Raw genomic sequence first — 18,370 nt, 5'->3', positions numbered from 1 at the left:
GGTAGCTCGTCAGGCTCATAACCTGAAGGTCGTCAGTTCAAATCTGGCCCCCGCAACCAAACAGACCAAATACCCCGTCGCACAAAGCGGCGGGGTTTTTGCGTTGGGCCAGCACGATGCCGGGATCCGCGCGAGGGCGCCACGGGGCGCCTTCAGCCGAGGCGCGAGGCGGGTCGCGCCAGCCCTAAAGCACCGGGCGGCTAACCGATCCGGCCGTCAGTTCTACGCCCCGTCAGTCGCCGGTCTCGGCCGGCGCTTGCGCCGCGAGCTGGTCCTCGTCCAGCCCGGCGCGCCAGAAGCTGACGATCAGATGCTCGTCCTTGTCGGGCCGCATGCGCTGCCGCGCCGCCTTGCGCAGCTCCCGGAAGGCCGCATATTCCGTCGCTACCCAGAGATAGGTGCGGGGCGCTTCGGCCGGCCAGTCCAGTCCCGCGAACGCCTCCTGCAGCAGCGTCGTCGATCCCGGCGCGGCGCCGTCGCGATACAACCAGTGAACCGGCAGGCCGGATGGGGCGAGAAGCGGCTGGCTCTCGCCGGCATCGGCGACCTCGACGAAGGCCTCGCCGGTCGCATCCTCGGGCAGGGTCTCCAGCATGCGCGCCAGGGCCGGCAGGCCGGTCTCGTCGCAGAAGAACAGATAGCGCCCCGCCGCCTTCAGCCCGCCGCCGTTCAGGCCGGCCATGCCGATCACCTGTCCAGGCGTCGCGCCGGCGGCGAAGGCGGAGGCTGGGCCGGCCTGCGCGTGCAGCACGAAATCGATGGCGAGCGTGCCGTCGACGGGGTCGATCGCGCGGATCGTGTATTTGCGGACCACCGGACGCTGTCCCGTCCGCGGCAGCTGCAGCAACCCGCCCTCGATCTGCGGCCAGGCCACCTCGCCCGCCCCGGCCGGCGGGATGAACAGGCTGACATGCAGGGAATCGGGCGAGGCGAAGGGCGCGAGATTCTCGCCGCTGAAGGTGAGGCGGCGCATATGCGGGGTGACGTCCCGGCTCTCTAGAACGGTGAGCAGGCGAAACTCCGGCATGGGCATCGCGTCCAGCCCATCGCCCTCCCAGCTCAGCGCCTGCAGCGCCCCCGGCGGGGCATATTCCGAGAGATGGATGACGATCCCCGCCTTCACCTGCTGGAGCTGTTCGAGGCCCGGCACCTCGACATGGAAGGTGAGCATGCCGGCGTCGATCGTGACCAGAGCCCGGCTGTCGTCATGCTGGATCTCGGTGCGGCCCTCGCCCAGCGGCGTGATCGCAGCGTCATGATGGGCCAGATGGGCGCAGAGCGACGCCACCACGGCTTCGGCCTCGGCCTGTGGCAAGGGAAGGCGAGCGGTCGTCGTATACATGGCTGTCCCTGTCAATGACCAAACGTCACAACGAGTGAAGCCGGATGGTGGGAGCCTGTCAACGGGTCCGTTTTTCGTCATGTGAGCGATGAGCGCCAGAAACTTGACATAGCTTAGTGCTCGGTCAATTCACTTCGATTTGTAATTATTCAAGTCTAAGCGCCGGACCCGGCGAATCTTCTGTCGATGCTCGTGAGAAAGCCGGCTGAATAGATCGATCGGACCCACACCATCGCATTCAAAATCTCGCGCATCGTCAGGCGCCGCCCGCGAGCTGTTGCCGCTCCCGCGCCCGCCGTAGCAAGTCCATCGGCCGGACTGAAGGCAGGACCAAACACTCGCAAGCAACTGCTTCAGCACTCGACAGAACAAGGCTGGGTTGTATCATCCGGTTCGATCTGAACAGGAGAGATCGCATGCGTGCCGGCCTGGTCGTGTTTCTGCTCGCCCTCTTCGCGCATTCCGCCGTGCTGGCCGATACGGCAATCCCGCCGAAGGATGTCGCCGGCAGCGACCTGCCATGGCTCAAGCGCTATGCCGGCGCGATCATCCTGGACTATGCGCAATCGGCCTTCGACGAGGCCGATCTCGTCGCCGGGCCGCTGAAGCCGCGGGAGGGGCGGGATCCGGTCTCCAATAATCTGCTGCGGACGCCGGAAGCGCTGACGACCTTGCAGGGCCGGCGGACGCGTTTCGTCTATCTGCTGCCGGCCGGGCGCAGCCCGCTCGAGGTGACCTCCGGCTATGAGCAGGAGCTGCAGGCGCGCAATGGGCAGACGCTGTTCCAGTGCCGCGAACAGGCCTGTGGCGGCAGCCTCGGCCGCGCGGTCGATTCAGGCGGCGGCGAACAGGGGCTGATCCATCACGTCTTCCCGCGCGACCAGCTGCCGAAAGCGCTCTATTCCGCCGGCTGGTGCGTGCTCACCGCCAGCAATGCCGGCCAGCGCTACCAGCTGATCAAGGCCGATGGCGCCCATGTCGCGATCTTTGCCGCGGAGGTGAAGGCGGCGCGCGACTGCAAGAATTTCGACGGGCGCACCTTCGCCGTGGTGACGGTCGTCGAGGACAAGCCGCGCGAGCAGCGGATGGAGCTCGTCGATGCCCGCAAGATGGCCGGCGACATCGCGGCCCAGGGGCGGGCCGTGCTCTATGGCGTGCAGTTCGACACCGACAAGGCGACGATCAAGCCGGAATCCCGGCCGCAGATCGAGCAGATCGCGGCCTTTCTCAAGGCCGGACCGGGGTCCTTCTACGTGGTCGGCCATACCGACAACCAGGGCAGCCAGGATTACAATCTCGATCTGTCGCGGCGCCGTGCGGCGGCGGTAGCCGAGACGCTGCAGAAGGGCCATGGCATTCCCGCCGCGCGCCTGACCGGGATGGGGGTGGGGATGCTGGCGCCGGTCGCCAGCAATGCCGACGAGGCCGGGCGCAGCAAGAACCGCAGGGTCGAGATCGTCGCACGCTGAGGATAGGGGCCGCGGCGACCGGTCTTTCGGGGCTCAATAGACGTCCGCCTGGTAGCGGCCGGATTTCTTGAGCTGCGCGAGATAGGCCTGCGCCGCATCGGCGGTGCGGCCGCCATGGGCGGCGACGACGTCGACCAGCGCCAGCTCGACATCCTTGGCCATGCGCCTGGCATCGCCGCAGACATAGAAATGCGCGCCCTGCTCCAGCCAGGCGAAGAGCTCGGCGCCGCGCTCGCGCATGCGATCCTGGACATAGATCTTCTCGTCGCCATCGCGCGACCAGGCCAAGGTCAGGTTCGTCAGCAGCCCCTCCTCCTTCATCGCGGTCAGCTCGTCCTCGTAGAAGAAGTCGCTGCTGCGGCGCTGATGGCCGAAGAACAGCCAGTTGCGGCCCGGTGCGCCGGTGGCGCGGCGATCGTGCAGGAAGGCGCGGAAGGGCGCGATCCCGGTGCCGGGACCGCACATGATGATCGGCGTGGCGGGATCGGCCGGGAGGCCGAAGCCATGGGCCCTCTGCACATAGACCGGCACCGCGTCGCCGGGCGCCACCCGCGCGGCGAGATAGGTCGAGGCGACGCCCCAGCGCGGTCGCGTGCCGATCTGGTAGCGCACGGCGTCGACCGTCAGCGAGACGCGCCCGGGGGTGGCGATATGGGAGGAGGAGATCGAGTAGAGCCGGGGCTGCAGCGGATCCAGCGCCTCGACGAAGGCCTCCGGCGAGAGCCGGGCCAGGCCGAATTTATGCAGCGCTCCGAGCACGTCGAGCCGGTCGAGATCGCCATCGGGATCCTCGCCCGCGGCGAGGCGGCGGGCCTTCTCGCGCAGCGCGCCGCCGGTGACATAGGAGATCAGCTGGAACAGCGCGTCAGGCGCCGGCCCGAGCGCGCGGTCAGCGAGCAGCGCCTGGCGCAAGGTGCCGCCGCCGATCTCGGCATCGGGCCGGGCACCGAGCAGGGCGATCACCGCATCGACCAGGCGCGGATCGTTTTGGGGCAGGATTCCGAAGGCGTCGCCGACGACGTAATCGAGCCCGCTCCGGCTGAGATCGAACTCGACATGCCAGGTCTCCTTCTGCGAGCCCTCCCCGTTCAGCCGGCGGCGGGAGAGGAAACGGGCCGGCACCGGCTGTTCGCGGCAGCGGCCGGGTGCGCCGGCCGCCGGAGGCGGCGAAGGCTGCGCGGATACGGTGGCGGGGGCGGCGCCGGTCTCCTCGACCAGCGTCCTGAGCATCCGCAGCGTCTCCTTGCCGCCGGGCGCGCAGAGATTGAGCCTTGTCTCCGTACCCTCGGCGATGGCGGCGGAATAGCTTTCGCAGACATAGCCGCATTGGCCGCAATCCTGCTGCGCCATCGCGGCGAAGAGCCGGCGCGGCAAAGGCTTGCCTTCGGCGAGCTGCATCCGCTCCGGCAGCGCCAGCGACGGGTCGTGCCAGGGCGCGCCATCCTCGGCCTGCGCCATCACCGCGGCGTTCTCGGCCGGGGAGAGAGCCGTCAGGCCGGCATTGTCGAGCGCCAGCAGCCCGGCGAAGAAGCCGTTCAGCCAGGAGCGCTGTTCCTCGCTGAAGGGCGCGGTCTCCGGCAGCACCTGGACGATGGGAGAGGGGGTCTGGAGCGTCATGCCGCCTCTCCGATCTCGGCGATCATCCGCTGCAGCGCCGTGATCTCGTGGCGGCGGGCGAAGGCGACGAAGCTCTCCTCCGGGGTGAGCCGATGCGCCAGCCAGCTCCGCAGGATCGATTCGACCAGAGCCGGGGCGTCCTGCGCCTTCACATCGCTGCAGAGCTCCCGCCCGATCCCGCCATCGACGCCGAAGCCGCCGCCGACGAAGACATGGTAGCCGGGGACCGTGTCGCCCTCCTCGCCGACCGGAATCTTGGCGCCGATCAGCCCGAGATCGCCGATATAATGCTGGGCGCAGGAATTATGGCAGCCGGTCAGATGAATGTTGACGGGGCTGTCCAGCGTCAGCCGCGCCTCGCAATGGGCGGCGATCGCCAGCGCATCCTCCTTGGTGTAGGCGCCGGCGAATTTGCAGCCGGTCGCGCCGGTGCAGGCGATCAGCCCGGCCCGCAGCATGGAACTCTGCGCCGACAGGCCGATCGCCTGGAGATGGGCGAGCACATCCTCGATTTTCTCGTCCGGCACGCCGGAGATCAGCAGGTTCTGCCAGACGGTGAGGCGGATATCGCCGTCGCCCGCCTGCTGCGCGATGGCGGCGAGAACACGCATCTGCGCGACGCTGAGCCTGCCGACCGGCAGCGCCACGCCGATCCAGTTGAGGCCGGGCTGGGCCTGGGCATGCACGCCGATATGGCCGAGCCGGTCATAGACGGGGCGCGGCCCGACGGAGGCGGCCTCGATCCTGACCAGCCTGCGGCCGAGCCGCTCCTCGACGGCGGCGAGGAACCGCTCGAAACCCCAGGAATCGAGCAGATATTTCAGCCGCGACCGGGCGCGATCGCCGCGGTTGCCATGGGCGATGAAGACGCGGACGATCGCATCCGCCACAGTGACGGCGTCGTCCGGCGCGACGATCACCCCGGTGTCGCGGGCGAGGTCCTTGTGGCCGGTGATGCCGCCGAGCGCGAGGCGGTACCAGATCCCCGGCGCGACCGGCCGTCCCTCGCACAAGGCGCCCTCCATCACCTCGATCGCCTGGAAGCCGATATCATTGGTATCCTCCAGCGTCGCGATCGAGCCGGCGCCGTCGAAAGCGACGTTGAACTTGCGCGGCAGCCCGTAGAGCGAGCGGTCGTTGAGGATGTGGTGGTGCCAGGCCCTCGCATGGGGCCGGGTATCCAGCAGTTCCAGCGGGTCGATCCCGGCCGTGGCCGAGCCCGTGACGTTGCGGATGTTGTCGGCGCCGGAGCCTTTCGCGGTCAGGCCGAGATCGGCCAGACCCTCGAGCAGCGCCGCCGCATTCTCCGCCGGGATCTCCCGCACCTGGAGATTGGCGCGGGTGGTGACATGGGCATAGGGCCCGCACAGGGCCTCGGTGAGATCGGCGAGGCCGGAAAACTGCCAGGATGTCAGGATGCCGTTCGGGATGCGCAGCCGGCACATATAGCTGTTCTGCGCCGGGGCGACGTAGAACAGTCCGTGATAGCGCCAGCGGAAATTATCCTCGGGCTTGGGGTAGAGCCCGGCCCGGGCCTGGTCCTTGAAGCGGGCATAGGCGTCGAAAGGATGCTCGGCCGCCTTCCATTTCTCCTGATCCGCGAGCTTGCCGCCGGCCGCGACGGTCCTGGCCTGCGCCTCCAGATGCTCCTTGTCCGGCCCCGCCGGCACGGGCTGCCCGGTGCCGGCGCCGGGCGTACCGCCCAGCGGCCCCAGCCCGCGCGCGGTGCGGGCCGATTGCATGCCGCTCATGAAGCCTTCGAGATAGCGCTTCTGGTCGGGGGTGAAATCGTCGCTCATGCCATTGTCCTTCAGCGGCGCGCATCCCGTCGCGGGGATGGGGCCGGGATCCGTTCCCTGCCGGATGCCGCGGCCGTCACGCCGCCTCGACGAAGCGGTGACGCTCGTAGAGGAATTTCAGCACCGCCTCGCGGGCCGCGATGTAGGTCCGGTCCGAGACCAGCTCGAGCCGCCGGCGCGGCCGCTCCAGCCGGATGTCGAGCACCTCGCCGATGCGGGCCGAGGGCCCGTTGGTCATCATCACGATACGGTCCGAGAGCAGCACCGCCTCGTCGACGTCATGGGTGATCATGATCATGGTGTTGCCGAGCGCGGCGTGGATCTGCATCACCGAATCCTGGAGATGGGCGCGGGTGAGCGCGTCGAGCGCGCCGAAAGGCTCGTCGAGCAGCAGGATCTTGGGTTTCATCGCCAGACCTCGCGCGATGCCGACGCGCTGCTTCATGCCGCCCGAGATCTCGGCCGGGCGCCTGTCCCGGGCATGAGCCATCTGGACGAGATCGAGATTGTGCATGACCCAATCATGCCGCTCGGACCGGGTCTTCTGCCCGGCGAAGACCTTGTTCACCGCGAGGGCGACATTGTCGTAGACCGTCAGCCAGGGCAGCAGCGAATGGTTCTGGAAGACCACGGCACGGTCAGGGCCGGGGTCGCGCACCTCCCGGCCTTCCAGCAGCACGGCGCCGGCGGAGATCGGCGTCAGCCCGGCGACGATGTTGAGCAGGGTCGACTTGCCGCAGCCGGAATGGCCGATCACCGAGACGAATTCGCCCTGGCCGATCTCGAGGCAGATATCGTCGAGCACGGCGGTCGTCTGCGCGCCGCGCTGGAAGCTTTTGTCGACATGGTCGATCTTGAGATAGCTCATGCTCGCCTCCTCAATGGGTCAGGGTGCCGCGGGTGACGATGCTGCCGACCAGCGCGACCAGCCGGTCGAGCGCGAAGCCGACGATGCCGATGTAGATGAGGGCGACGATGATGTCGGAGAGGCGCGAGGAGTTCCACGCATCCCAGATGAAGAAGCCGATGCCGACGCCGCCGGTCAGCATCTCGGCGGCGACGATGGCGAGCCAGGACAGGCCGACGCCGATCCGCAGCCCGGTGAAGATGTAGGGTGCGGCCGAAGGCACCATGATCCTGACGAAGAATTCGAGCTGGTTCAGCCGCAGGACCCGCGCGACATTGCGGTAATCCTGCGGGATGTTGCGGATTCCCACGGCGGTGTTGATGATCACCGGCCAGATCGCGGTGATGAAGATCACGAAGATCGCCGAGGGCTGGCTGTCGCGGAAGGCGGCGAGCGAGAGCGGCAGCCAGGCCAGAGGCGGCACGGTGCGCAGCACCTGGAACACAGGATCCAGCCCGCGCATCGCCCAGACCGACTGGCCGACGAGCGAGCCGAGCAGGACACCGACGATGGCGGCCAGGCTGAAGCCGATGGCGACGCGCTGCAGCGACACCAGGATGCGCCAGCCAAGCCCGATATCCTGGGAGCCGACCCAGTAGAACGGCTCGACGATCAGATCCCTCGCCTCCTCCCAGATCTTGGTCGGCGGCGGCAGCGAGGATTGCGGGCCCGATGCGGCGATCTGCCAGAACAGGGCGATCAGCGCCACCGTCACCAGCGGCGGCAGCACATTGACCAGCACCGTCCCGAGCCAGGGCAGCAGACGCCGCGTCCGGCTCCTGCCGGCGGGCGGGGGCAGCGGAACCACGCCGGGGGGCTTGGCTCCCGGCAGCGCGACGATGGCAGCGCCCGCGGGCGCGTCCTTCAGGGCAGCGTGACCCATCGGGTCCTCCTCTGGTTGGAGCCTTGGCTGGAAGGGGTCGGAGCGCCGGTCATGCTGCCGCCGTCTCCCGGCTCTGCGTGCCGATCCGGCGGATCTCGGGCAGGCAGGAGCCGCAATTGGTGCCGGCGCGGAGCTGCCGGCCGATATCCTCGGCCGTCGCCGCGCCGCTCGCGAAGGCGGCCCGGATCGCCGTCAGCCCGATGCCGAAACAGGCGCAGATCGTCGGCCCGGGATCGACCGCGCCGTCGAGCCGGCGTCCGGCGAGCAGGGCCAGCCGGTTCTCCGGCAGGGCCGCGTCCGAGGCGAAGACCTCGCGGAGCGTGTCCCAGAGCGGGGCCTGGCCCTGCGGCGCCATGAACAATGCCGCGAGCAGCCGGCCCTCGCGCAGCACGGCGCAGCGATAGACTCCGCTCCGCTCGTCGACCATCTCGCTCAGCCCGTCCTCGCCGAAGACGGCGCGGACCGCCGCCATCATCGCGGCGGGGCCCGCGGCGGTGGCGAAGAGCTTGGCCTCGCCGCCCTCGATGGCGAGCTTCGCCCACCAGCTCTCCGCGGGCAAAGCGAAGCCCTGGCGCGACAGCACGACACCCTGGAACGGATACGCCACGGGGCCGATCGAGGCGGGCGTCGCCTTCATCTCGGGCTGGCCGGAAAACGGATCGCAGACCGGCTGGACCGCTGCGCCGATGCGGGCATGGGAAGCCGTCTCGCCGGACCAGTGGATCGGCGCGAAGAGCGAGCCGCGGGGGATGCCGGGATCGAGCGTGACCTTGAGCACCACAGCGCCGAGATCGGTCTCGATCCGGGCGAAACCGCCCTCCGCCAGCTGGAAAAGGGCGGCGTCCTCCGGGTTCACCTGGACGGTGGGCTCGACGATATGCGTGGCGAGGCGCGGGCTGAGGCCTGTGCGCGTCATGCTGTGCCATTGGTCGCGGATGCGGCCGGTGTTCAGGAGCAGCGGCCGGACGGGGCTCGCGGGAGTGGCCAGCGCCGGCACCGCGAGCGCGACCATCGTCGCGCGCCCGTCGGCGGTGAAGAAGCCGCCCTCGGCGAAGAGGCGCGGCGTGCCTTTGGGCCGGCCGGCCGGCATCGGCCATTGCACGGGGTCCAGCGCGTCGTAATCGGAAGCCGACAGGCCGGCATGGGCGCCGATGTCGAAATCGCGCGAACCGTCATTCTCGAAGGCGGAGAGCGCGGCGTGCTCGGCATAGATCTGCCAGGGCCCGTCATAGCTGAAGGCGGCGCCGAAGCCGAGGCGCCTGGCGACCTCGCAGATGATCCACCAATCCGGCCGCACCTCGCCCGGCAGTTCGAGGAAGGCGCGCTGGCGCGAGATGCGGCGTTCGGAATTGGTGACGGTGCCGTCCTTCTCTCCCCAGGCGGCGGCCGGCAGGATGAGATGCGGCCGCGCGGCGATCGTGTCGTTGGAGAGCACGTTCTCGGAGACGATGAACAGGTCGAGCTGGCCGAGCGCGGCCCGGACGCGGTCGGCCTGCGGCAGCGACAGCGCCGGGTTGGTCGCCATCACCCACAAGGCCGCGAGGCGGCGCTCGGCCACCGCCTCCATCATCGCGACGGCCTTCAGCCCCTCGGCCCGCGCCATGTTCGGCGCCTGCCAGAAGCGCGCGACCCGGGCGATCTCGGCGGGTCCATAGCCCATATGGGCCGCGAGCATGTTGGCGAGGCCGCCGACCTCGCGCCCGCCCATGGCATTGGGCTGGCCCGTCAGCGAGAACGGTCCCATGCCGGGCCGGCCGATCCGGCCGCTGGCGAGATGGCAATGCAGGATCGCGGCGACCTTGTCGGTGCCCTGCGCCGATTGGTTGACGCCCTGACTCCAGGCGGTGACCACCGCCTGCGTCGCGCCCCATAGCGCGTAGAAGGCCGCGACCTGATCCGCGCTCAGCCCGGTCCGGGCAGCGACGCCGGCGATGCCGGGCGCCAGAGCGCGGGCATCGGCGAGCGCCTCGCGATAGCCGGAGACGTGCCGGGCGAGATAGGTTTCATCGGTCAGGCCCTGGTCGGCGAGATGCACCAGAAGCCCCGCGAACAGCACGGCATCAGAGCCCGGCCGGATCGCCAGCACCTGGTCGGCGTCTTCGGCGGTCGCGGTGGCGCGCGGATCGATGACGACGACGCGGGCGCCGCGCTGCGACCGGTTCTGCTGGATGCGGCGGAACAGGACCGGGTGGCACCAGGCCGTATTGGATCCGACGAGGACGATCAGATCGGCGCAGTCGAAATCCTCGTAGCTGCCCGGCACCGTGTCGGAGCCGAATACCCGCCGATGGCCCGCCACGGTCGAGGACATGCAGAGCCGCGAATTCGTATCGACATGCGGCGAGCCGATGAAACCCTTCATCAGCTTGTTGGCGACGTAATAATCCTCGGTCAGGAGCTGTCCCGAGAGGTAGAAGGCCACGGCTTCCGGGCCGCTGCGGGCGATGACCGCGCGCAGGCCGTCCGCGACCAGATCGAGCGCCGTCTCCCAGCCGATGCGCCGGTAATCGCCCTGCGGCGTCAGCTGCAGCGGATGCAGCACACGCGATCCCAGCCCCAGCGTCTCGCCCAGCGCCGAGCCCTTGGAGCAGAGGCGGCCGTGATTGGCGGGATGCGCGGGATCTCCCGCGATGGCGGCGCCGCCGCTGCCGTCCGGGCTGGCGAGGATCCCGCAGCCGACGCCGCAATAGGGGCAGGTGGTGCGCGTCGCCGCCGTGGGCGCGGGGATCTGTGCGGAGCTGGACCGGGGGAGCGGGGTGGTGCCGTCCATCTCAGGCCGCCCGTCCCAGGCAATAGGCTTCGCCGAAGGGCAGATCGCTACGGATCGCGGAGATGTCCTGGCCCGAGCGGATCAGCCCGAGATAGAACAGCGCGCCCTGGGTATCGCCGACCAGGATGCAGCCCGCGAGCCGCCCCTCGCGCATCACGAATTTTCGGTAGATGCCGGCCGCCCGGTCGCGCAGCACCAGCGTCTCGGCGCCGTCGCCGGCCTCGGTTTCGCCGGCCGAGAAGACGCCGACGCCGCTGACCTTGAGATTGGTCGCCAGGAGCGAGCCCTGATAGCTCGCCGCCTGCCCGGCCAGCCGCTGCGCCAGCACGCGCGCCTGCTCATAGGCCGGCTCGACCAGCCCATAGACCTGGCCGCGATGCTCGGCGCATTCGCCGATGGCGAAGATCGCCCCGTCGTCGCTCGCCAGCCCGTCATCGACGACGACGCCGCGATTGACGGCGAGGCCCGCCGCTCTTGCGAGATCGACATTCGGCTTCACGCCGATGGCGAGCACGGCGAGATCGGCCGGGATGACGGTGCCATCCTGCAGCGCCACGGCCTCGAGCCTGTCGCCGCCAATGAAGCCAGCCGTGCTGGCGCAAAGGCGCAGGGTGATGCCGCGGGCGGCGATGGCGGAGGCGAGCAGCGCCGCGCCTTCCGCATCGAGCTGCCTCTCCATCAGCCGGTCGACGAGATGCAGCAGCGTCACCCGCCCGCCGGCCCGGGCGAGTCCATAGGCGGCCTCGATCCCGAGCAGCCCGCCGCCGATCACGACGATGCGGCGTCCCTCCACCGCATAGCGGCGCATGGTCTCGACATCGCCGATGTCGCGGAAGGTCGCCACGCCCGGAAGCGTGCCGCCGGGCAGAGGCGGGCGCACCGGCTGCGAGCCCGTGGCCAGCACGAGCTTGCCATAGGGCAGCACGAGGCCGTCGGCGAGGGCGACCGTGCGGGCGGCGCGGTCGATCGACAGCACGGCGCGGCCATACAAGGTCGAGACGCCGCGCTCGCGCCACCAGCCGGCCGGCTTGAGCGCGAGATCGGCCTCATCGATCTCCCCGGCCAGCAGCGGCGACAGCAGCACGCGATTATAGGCCGGCCGTCGCTCCGCCCCGATCACGGCGATGGCGTGCCGCCCGAGCGCGCGCTGGCCGAGCTCCTCGACCAGCCGCGTCGCGGCCATGCCCTTGCCGATGATGATCAGCGGCTCGGCCATCGCCTCAGGCCACGCGCTTGATCTTGAGGGCCTTGAGATAATCCAGCGGGGCGGCGGGATCGAAGCTCATCCCGTCGAAGAAGCGTTCGACGCCGCGGGAATCGCCGGTCGGCGCGCCGGCGATGCCGAGCGTCTTGGCCGCCTCGCGCCAGAGATCGGCGCGGTTCGTCCGGTCGACCAGCGCCTTGATGTCCATGCTCGGGTCGAACTTGCCCCAGCGGATGTTCTCGGTGACGAACCAGCTGTCGAGCGACTTCCAGGGATAGGAGCTCGATCCGCCTTCGCCCCAGAACTTCATCTGCAGCGTGGTGCCCTTCGCCTCGCGGCCATTGCCGTAGTTGATGTCGCCGAGCAGGCGCTTGTTGATGTCGTTGACCGGCACGTTGAACCATTGCCGCCGGCCGACGATCTCGGAGAGTTCCTGGCGGTTCTCGCGCTTGTCGGCCCATTGCTGGGCCTCCATCACCGCCATCAGGATGGCCTGGGTCGCCTTCGGGTTGGCGTCGACGAAATCGGCGCGCATGCCGAGGATCTTTTCGGGGTGACGCGCCCAGAGCTCGCCGGTGGTCAGCGCGGTGTAGCCGATGTTCTGGTTGACGAGCTGCTCGTTCCAGGGCTCGCCGACGCAGAAACAATCCATGGTGCCGACCTTCATGTTCGCCACCATCTGCGGCGGCGGCACGACGATCACCTTGATGTCGGTATCGGGATCGATGCCGCCCGCGGCCAGCCAGTAGCGGATCCAGAGGTCGTGGGTGCCGCCCGGAAAGGTCATCGCCGCCGTGAGCTCCTTGCCGGCGGCCTTCTTGCGCTCGAAGGCCTGCTTCAGCGGCGAGGAATCCTTGCGGACGTCGAGGTCCTTGTATTCGTTGGAGACCGAGATGCCCTGGCCGTCCTCGTTGAGGTTCAGCAGCGTGTACATCGGCAGCGGCTGGCCGTTCTGCATCACCTTGCCGGTGCTGTAGAGATGGGTCTTGGGGCGCAGGATATGGCCGCCATCGATGCCGTTGGCCTTGAAGCCGAGCGCCATGTTGTCGCGTGTCGCACCCCAGCTGGCCTGCTTGGCGATCTCCATGTCGGGCAGGCCGTATTTGGCGTAGAGCCCCTTTTCCTTGGCGATGATCAGCGGGGCGGCGTCCGTCAGCGCGATATAGCCGAGGCGCGTGCCCTTGACCTCAGGGCCCGTCCCCTGCGCGAAGGCGCCGGAGGGCAGAGCGAGCCGGGCGGCGCCGAGCAAGGCCGCCGCGCCGGAGAGCTGCAGGAGCCGGCGCCGACCGAGCGTCCCGGTGGCGGCTTTCGGCTTGGTCTCGACTGGTTTGCGCATCGATCGCCTCTCGGTTGACAATTCGGCCCGGCCAAACGCGAAAACGCCACGCGAAACGCGCCGTGAGGCACTTTTCGACAGCGGCGTTGCTGTGGCTTCCGGTTCGGAGGATGGCGCGGGCAGCGTTGGCCGCGTCGACAGGTGACTTACAAGGATCGTGCCAGCGCCGTTCATTGCCGGGAGAAGCCAGGAATTGCAGGCGCTTGCGCGAAGCCGAGGCGGCAGGCGGGCGATTACCGGCGGCCCGGTTGCACTGCACAAAATCCCGGCAGCGCCTATTTCCGCGGCAAAGCCCTGGTCAGTCGGCGCCATCGGTCCAGGACGCGGCGCGGAACATGGCGCGCGCCTGCGCCGTCATCTCCGGCGAGCGAACGATCTGCCCGGCCTTCTCCATGCCGGAGAGGATCCAGTCGGCATGGTCGGGCCGCGGGCGCAGCGCGTCGCGGTCGAGCCGGATGAAGTTACGGACCTGGCGGGGCGGGCGCCCCGCCCCCTGGAGCAGGCTGCCGGACAGGATCGGCTCCAGCATTGCCACGGGCAGGGCCAGCCGATCGGGCGCGGCGAGGTGGCGGGCGAAGCGGGGCGCATTGGCGGGGTCGCAGGCCCAGTCGCTCGCTCGCAGAATTGCTCTGGTCAGCTTGCCGACCGCCGCGGGCCTGCGCTCGAAATCATCGGCCTGCCAGGCCAGGACCTTGTCCGGGCAGTCGCGCCGCAGATCGGTGCCGGTGTGGAGCATGCAGCCGATGCCGGCGGAGACGGCGGCGGCGTTCCAGGGCGCGCCGGCGCAGAAGCCGTCGACCCTTCCGCTGGCCAGCGCCTCGACCGTCTGCGGCGGCGGCACCACCTCGAAGCGGACGTCGGAGCCGAGGGCGAGCCCGGCCTTCGCCAGCCATTCGCAGAGCAGATAGGTATGGCTGGAGAAGCCGAACACCGCGGCGAAGGTCAGCGGCGGCAGGCCCGAGGCCCGGCGCCGGGCGACCAGCGTCGCCAGAGCGGCGGCGGAGACCGTGGTATCCGCCAGCTCGCCCTCGGCGAGGCGGGCCATTTCCTCATGCCGGCGCAGCGACAGGGTGATGGCGGCTCCGTCGAGATTGAGCGCCAGCGGCACCGCCATCGGCGCCCTGACGCCGCCGAGGCCGAGCGTGGCGGCGATGGCGGCAGGGCCGAGCATATGCGCCGCATCGAACAGGCGGACATTGAGCTTGTCGCGCAGATTCGACCAGGAGACCTCGCGCACCAGCTCGAGATTGAGCCCCTCCGCCTCGGCGAAACCCTCGTCCCTGGCCAGCACCACCAGGGCGCAATCGATCAGCGGCATGAAGCCGACACGCAGATGCAGGGTCATTTCAGCACCTCGGCGGCGGTGATGATCGAGCGGGCGATGTCGACCAGCTTGCGCTTCTCGTTCATCGCGCTGCGCCGCAGCAGCCTGTAGGCCTCGTCTTCCGGCAGGTTCTTGATCCGCATGACGATGGCCTTGGCACGGTCGATGATGCGGCGCTCCTCCAGCTGGGAGCGCGCCTCTTCCAGCTCTTCGCGCAGCTTCTTGAAGGCGTTGAACCGGCTGATGCAGGTCTGCAGGATCGGCTGCATGCGCTCCTTCTTCAGCCCGTCGACGATATAGGCGGAGACGCCCGCCTCGACCGCGGCCTCGATCGAGGCGGAATCGGACTGGTCGACGAACATGGTGATCGGCCTGCGGATGTGGCGGCTGACCAGGAACATGTCGGCCAGCGCGTCGCGGCTGGGATCCTCGAGGTCGATCACCACGACGTCGGGATCGTGCTGCTCGATCGCCGAGACCAGCCCCGTGGTCGCGGAGACGCGCACGAGATCGCGGTACCCCGCCTCGCGCAGCCCTTCCTCGATGATCGCGGCGCGCATCATATTGGCGTCGACGATCAGGATCCTCAGATTCGCCACCATGCCCCGCGCACCGGATTATCGGCTCGCGGCCCGCTATTCAGGAATTGTGCCAGCGCCGGGGCCTGCACGCAGGACGTGCCGGCACGGCGGGCGGCGGCGATCGCCGGGCCGGCCGCAGCCCGCGCCGGCGCCTCATTGCCCGAGATATGAATTGGCGACGACCTGGTCGAACAGGGCCTTCATCGCCTCGGCCAGCCCCTGGTTCGGCGCGACCTCGAAATAGAGATTGGGCGAGGCGCAGCGCTTCATGCTCGGCGCGACCTTGGAAATCCAGGGTGCGATGGTGTTGTTGTACCACCACTCGCCCGTGAGCGGCAGATAGGTGGTGTAGAGGACGGCGATGCGGACGCCACGCTTCTTGAGCACCTCGCAATAGCGCCAGTCGAGCGGTTCCTGGCAGCGATTCTCAGAGAACGGCGCGAGCGGCTCGGTACAGGAGGCGTCATTGGCGTAGTCGGCGACGCCGTCCGAGACCAGATACATCACCTTCTGGGCCTGCAAGGCCTGCAGACCGGCGCCGGGCGTGTCGATGATCTTGTTCATCGCCCGCAAGGCGCTGTTGAAGTCGGTGCAGCGGTCCTGATCGAATCTGTGACGGGGCGTCGCCATCAGTTCGATGCGGCTCGCCTCGGCCCGCACGGCGGCGAGATCGCCGGAGAGGTCCTTGACCGTCGTCAGCCGCTTGCCGGCGCAATTGGGCCCGAGCGTATAGATGCCCATGCGGTATTGCCCGGGGATCTGGGCGGTGGCGCTCGCCTTCTCGGTCAGACGCTGCGCGGCATCGCGCACGACATCGATGCGCAGGGTGACGCCGAGGCGCTTGGCGCGGCGAAACGCATCGTCGGGTTCGCTGAGGATGTGGCAAGCGAAGGCGCAGCCGGTCGCCCTATTCAGCCGGTTGATATCCTCATAGGTCGCGGCGACCCCCATCGAGGGCGAATTGTCGAGCAGCAGGTAAAAATCCATATAGGGCTGGCGGCCGCCCGTGGCGCTCGCGGTCCCGCCGACGCTGATCGCCTCGACGCCGATGAAGGGCGCGAACATGCTGGGAACCGACACCTGATAGCTCGCCTTCGCCTCGCGCGTCGTGCCGCGCTCGCTGATCTGGATCGAGCGGTTGATGCCCTTGACGTCGGCCGCGGCGGCATTGGCGTCGAACAGGGCCTCCGCGGCCCGCCGTGCGGCGGGAATCGGCAGCTTGATCTGCGAATGGCTGACCGCGGCCAGGACGGCGCTGTCGGCGGCGGCGGCGAGCACGGTGCGGACGTTGGACGCGCGGGCATAGTCGATCACGATCCCCGACAGGATCAGGATCGGTATCAGAGCGAAGGCGAAGACCAGAATGACGCTGCCGCGACTTTCAGTCCTGAATTCCCGAATATATGAAATCAGTTTTCGAAGCATCTGTCTCACCCATGTGCAAATATGACGCTACGGCATTTACTTTGCCCATGGGTTAACGGCACGGCGCCGATCGGGACGCGAGCAGGATCCTGTCGCGTTCTGGCGGGGGCGGCGCTAGGGTCGCGGCCTGGTTGGCAGGACGGGGCGAAAAACGTGGCTGTGCGTGCAGGACGGATCCGCATCGGCGTCGGCGGCTGGGTCTTCGAGCCCTGGCGCGATAATTTCTACCCGGAGGGGCTGGCGCAGAAGCAGGAGCTGGCCTTCGCCGCCAGCCGGCTCACCTCGATCGAGATCAACGGCACCTATTACGGATCGCAGAAGCCGGAGAGTTTCGCCCGCTGGCATGCGGAGACGCCGGATGATTTCGTCTTCGCGCTGAAGGGCTCGCGCTACATCACGAACCGGCGGGTGCTGGCTGAGGCCGGACCCTCGCTCGAGAAATTCCTGTCGAGCGGGATCCTCGAGCTGAAGGACAAATTGGGGCCGATCAACTGGCAGTTCATGCCGACCAAGGCCTTCGATCCCGCCGATTTCGAAGCGTTTCTCAAGCTGCTGCCGGCCGAGCGCGAGGGGCGCCCGCTGCGGCACGCCGTCGAGGTGCGCCATGACAGCTTCCGCAACCCGGATTTCGTCGCCATGCTGCGGGAATACGAGGTGGCACTGGTCACCGCCGGGGACAGCGAGTTTCCCGAAATGGCCGATGTCACCGCTGACTTCGTCTATGCCCGCATCATGGGGACGCGCGAGGACGAGCCGGAGGGCTATGCTTCGGCGGAGCTGGCGCGCTGGCTCGCGCGGGCGAAGGCCTGGGCGAAGGGCGAGCCGCCGGAGGGTCTGGATCGGATAGCCCCCGAGACCTTGCCGAAGGCGCCCCGCGATGTGTTTCTCTATGTGATCAGCGGCGCCAAGCCGCGCAACCCGGCGGCCGCGATGGCGCTGATCGAAAGGCTCGGCGCGGGCTGAGATCCGGTTTCAGACCGGATCCTGGCAGACATCGACCCATTCGGCGCCGGTCAGCGCAGCCATGCGCAGCGGCGCGATGCGGATGGCGCTGCGGGTCGAGCCGGCCGCCGGCACGACCTCGTCGAAAGCCTGCAGCGAGACGTCGCAATAGACCGGCAGCGGCCGGGCCAGGCCGAAGGGGCAGACGCCGCCGACGGGGTGGCCGGTCAGCTCCGCGACCTCCTCGGCATCGAGCATGCGGGGCTTGCCGCCGAAAGCCGCCTTGGCCTTGCGATTGTCGAGCCGCGCATCGCCGCGCGCGACCAGCAGCACGACTCGCTCTCCGATGCGCAGCGACAGCGTCTTGGCGATGCGCGCCGGGGCGACGCCATGCGCCGCGGCAGCCAGCGCCACGGTGGCGCTGCTCTCCTGCGTCTCGATGATGGCGATGTCGGGCGCATGGGCTTCGAGAAAGGCCCGGACGGATTCGAGGCTCATCGGCGGGACCCGGTGGCGTAGAGGATGAGGAGGGCGGCGGCGGCCGGCAAGGCGAAGGCGGGCGCAACCAGCCATGCCTCCTGCGCCAGCGTCCCGCCGCCGCGGCGCAGGGAGACGAGCAGCGCCGCGGCGGAGATCAGCAGCCAGAGCGGCAGGAACAGGCGGATCGCATAGGCGATCGGCTGGGGCCGCGCCGCGGCGAGGCGCGGTGCCAGCACAAGCAGCAGGCCGAGCAGAGCGAAGCCGGCGCCGATCAGCTTGAGCCCGCCCATG

The 18,370-nt window shown here is 69.0% G+C and carries 15 protein-coding genes; 2 read left to right on the top strand and 13 right to left on the bottom strand.

What is annotated here, in order from left to right:
- Positions 1-232: 232 nt before the first annotated feature.
- Entirely contained in the window at positions 233-1,342 is a 1,110-nt protein-coding gene (locus ASG72_RS08415; protein WP_056710969.1) for a siderophore-interacting protein, read from the bottom strand.
- 416 nt (positions 1,343-1,758) lie between these two features.
- Between ASG72_RS08415 and ASG72_RS21250 the strand changes: the two genes are divergently transcribed.
- The gene (locus tag ASG72_RS21250) at positions 1,759-2,811 is read left to right on the top strand and encodes an OmpA family protein (protein ID WP_056710967.1); all 1,053 of its coding nucleotides are present in this window, start codon (positions 1,759-1,761) and stop codon (positions 2,809-2,811) included.
- 33 nt (positions 2,812-2,844) lie between these two features.
- Here ASG72_RS21250 and ASG72_RS08405 read toward each other — a convergent pair whose 3' ends face one another.
- From ASG72_RS08405 to ASG72_RS08360, 10 genes are all read right to left on the bottom strand, one after another.
- Positions 2,845-4,428: a sulfite reductase subunit alpha gene (locus ASG72_RS08405; protein WP_056710965.1), complete on the bottom strand. Its 1,584-nt coding sequence runs from the start codon at positions 4,426-4,428 to the stop codon at positions 2,845-2,847.
- Positions 4,425-6,227: a NirA family protein gene (locus tag ASG72_RS08400; RefSeq protein ID WP_056710963.1), complete on the bottom strand. Its 1,803-nt coding sequence runs from the start codon at positions 6,225-6,227 to the stop codon at positions 4,425-4,427. Before ASG72_RS08400 ends, ASG72_RS08405 begins: the two co-directional genes overlap by 4 nt.
- Before the next feature lie 76 nt (positions 6,228-6,303).
- Positions 6,304-7,095, bottom strand: a complete 792-nt coding sequence (locus ASG72_RS08395; RefSeq protein ID WP_056710960.1) for an ABC transporter ATP-binding protein — start codon at positions 7,093-7,095, stop codon at positions 6,304-6,306.
- 10 nt (positions 7,096-7,105) lie between these two features.
- Positions 7,106-8,017, bottom strand: a complete 912-nt coding sequence (gene ntrB / locus ASG72_RS08390; protein WP_056710958.1) for a nitrate ABC transporter permease — start codon at positions 8,015-8,017, stop codon at positions 7,106-7,108.
- A 49-nt stretch (positions 8,018-8,066) separates the two neighbouring features.
- On the bottom strand, positions 8,067-10,787 hold the full coding sequence (locus ASG72_RS08385) for a nitrate reductase (protein ID WP_082540191.1): 2,721 nt from the start codon (positions 10,785-10,787) through the stop codon (positions 8,067-8,069).
- 1 nt (position 10,788) lies between these two features.
- Positions 10,789-12,003, bottom strand: coding sequence for an FAD-dependent oxidoreductase (locus tag ASG72_RS08380; protein WP_056710956.1), 1,215 nt, complete (start codon positions 12,001-12,003; stop codon positions 10,789-10,791).
- A gap of 4 nt (positions 12,004-12,007) precedes the next feature.
- Positions 12,008-13,327 (bottom strand): CmpA/NrtA family ABC transporter substrate-binding protein, encoded by a 1,320-nt coding sequence (locus tag ASG72_RS08375; RefSeq protein ID WP_056710954.1) that lies wholly within the window; start codon positions 13,325-13,327, stop codon positions 12,008-12,010.
- Between the two features lie 298 nt (positions 13,328-13,625).
- Positions 13,626-14,672 carry a CmpA/NrtA family ABC transporter substrate-binding protein gene (locus ASG72_RS08370; protein ID WP_056710952.1) on the bottom strand — a complete coding sequence of 349 codons (1,047 nt, stop codon included), beginning with the start codon at positions 14,670-14,672 and terminating at the stop codon, positions 13,626-13,628.
- Entirely contained in the window at positions 14,669-15,253 is a 585-nt protein-coding gene (locus tag ASG72_RS08365) for an ANTAR domain-containing protein (protein ID WP_056710951.1), read from the bottom strand. Before ASG72_RS08365 ends, ASG72_RS08370 begins: the two co-directional genes overlap by 4 nt.
- Before the next feature lie 132 nt (positions 15,254-15,385).
- Positions 15,386-16,657: a pilus assembly protein TadG-related protein gene (locus ASG72_RS08360; protein WP_056710948.1), complete on the bottom strand. Its 1,272-nt coding sequence runs from the start codon at positions 16,655-16,657 to the stop codon at positions 15,386-15,388.
- 153 nt (positions 16,658-16,810) lie between these two features.
- Here ASG72_RS08360 and ASG72_RS08355 point away from each other — a divergent pair, with 153 nt between their 5' ends.
- Complete coding sequence (locus ASG72_RS08355) at positions 16,811-17,620, top strand: DUF72 domain-containing protein (protein WP_244488739.1); 810 nt, start codon at positions 16,811-16,813, stop codon at positions 17,618-17,620.
- A gap of 9 nt (positions 17,621-17,629) precedes the next feature.
- Here ASG72_RS08355 and ASG72_RS08350 read toward each other — a convergent pair whose 3' ends face one another.
- Positions 17,630-18,097 (bottom strand): YbaK/EbsC family protein, encoded by a 468-nt coding sequence (locus ASG72_RS08350; protein WP_056710944.1) that lies wholly within the window; start codon positions 18,095-18,097, stop codon positions 17,630-17,632.
- Entirely contained in the window at positions 18,094-18,369 is a 276-nt protein-coding gene (locus ASG72_RS08345; RefSeq protein ID WP_056710942.1) for a hypothetical protein, read from the bottom strand. The genes ASG72_RS08350 and ASG72_RS08345 overlap by 4 nt, the downstream gene beginning before the upstream one ends.
- Position 18,370 lies beyond the last annotated feature (1 nt).

It is taken from the genome of Allobosea sp. Leaf344 (assembly GCF_001426225.1).
Taxonomy (GTDB): Bacteria; Pseudomonadota; Alphaproteobacteria; order Rhizobiales; family Beijerinckiaceae; genus Allobosea.
The sequence above is the reverse complement of the archived record's forward strand: the minus strand, read 5'-3'. Positions and strand labels throughout refer to the sequence as shown.

What these genes read in the sequence shown, in the direction of transcription:
- ASG72_RS08405 (WP_056710965.1), bottom strand. Translation starts at nt 4,428, where the DNA reads ATGACGCTCCAGACCCCCTCTCCCATCGTCCAGGTGCTGCCGGAGACC.
- ASG72_RS08345 (WP_056710942.1), bottom strand. Translation starts at nt 18,369, where the DNA reads ATGGGCGGGCTCAAGCTGATCGGCGCCGGCTTCGCTCTGCTCGGCCTG.
- ASG72_RS08395 (WP_056710960.1), bottom strand. Translation starts at nt 7,095, where the DNA reads ATGAGCTATCTCAAGATCGACCATGTCGACAAAAGCTTCCAGCGCGGC.
- ASG72_RS08350 (WP_056710944.1), bottom strand. Translation starts at nt 18,097, where the DNA reads ATGAGCCTCGAATCCGTCCGGGCCTTTCTCGAAGCCCATGCGCCCGAC.
- ASG72_RS08375 (WP_056710954.1), bottom strand. Translation starts at nt 13,327, where the DNA reads ATGCGCAAACCAGTCGAGACCAAGCCGAAAGCCGCCACCGGGACGCTC.
- ASG72_RS08360 (WP_056710948.1), bottom strand. Translation starts at nt 16,657, where the DNA reads ATGCTTCGAAAACTGATTTCATATATTCGGGAATTCAGGACTGAAAGT.
- ASG72_RS08380 (WP_056710956.1), bottom strand. Translation starts at nt 12,003, where the DNA reads ATGGCCGAGCCGCTGATCATCATCGGCAAGGGCATGGCCGCGACGCGG.
- ASG72_RS08415 (WP_056710969.1), bottom strand. Translation starts at nt 1,342, where the DNA reads ATGTATACGACGACCGCTCGCCTTCCCTTGCCACAGGCCGAGGCCGAA.
- ASG72_RS08365 (WP_056710951.1), bottom strand. Translation starts at nt 15,253, where the DNA reads ATGGTGGCGAATCTGAGGATCCTGATCGTCGACGCCAATATGATGCGC.
- ASG72_RS08400 (WP_056710963.1), bottom strand. Translation starts at nt 6,227, where the DNA reads ATGAGCGACGATTTCACCCCCGACCAGAAGCGCTATCTCGAAGGCTTC.
- ASG72_RS21250 (WP_056710967.1), top strand. Translation starts at nt 1,759, where the DNA reads ATGCGTGCCGGCCTGGTCGTGTTTCTGCTCGCCCTCTTCGCGCATTCC.
- ntrB (WP_056710958.1), bottom strand. Translation starts at nt 8,017, where the DNA reads ATGGGTCACGCTGCCCTGAAGGACGCGCCCGCGGGCGCTGCCATCGTC.
- ASG72_RS08370 (WP_056710952.1), bottom strand. Translation starts at nt 14,672, where the DNA reads ATGACCCTGCATCTGCGTGTCGGCTTCATGCCGCTGATCGATTGCGCC.
- ASG72_RS08385 (WP_082540191.1), bottom strand. Translation starts at nt 10,787, where the DNA reads ATGGACGGCACCACCCCGCTCCCCCGGTCCAGCTCCGCACAGATCCCC.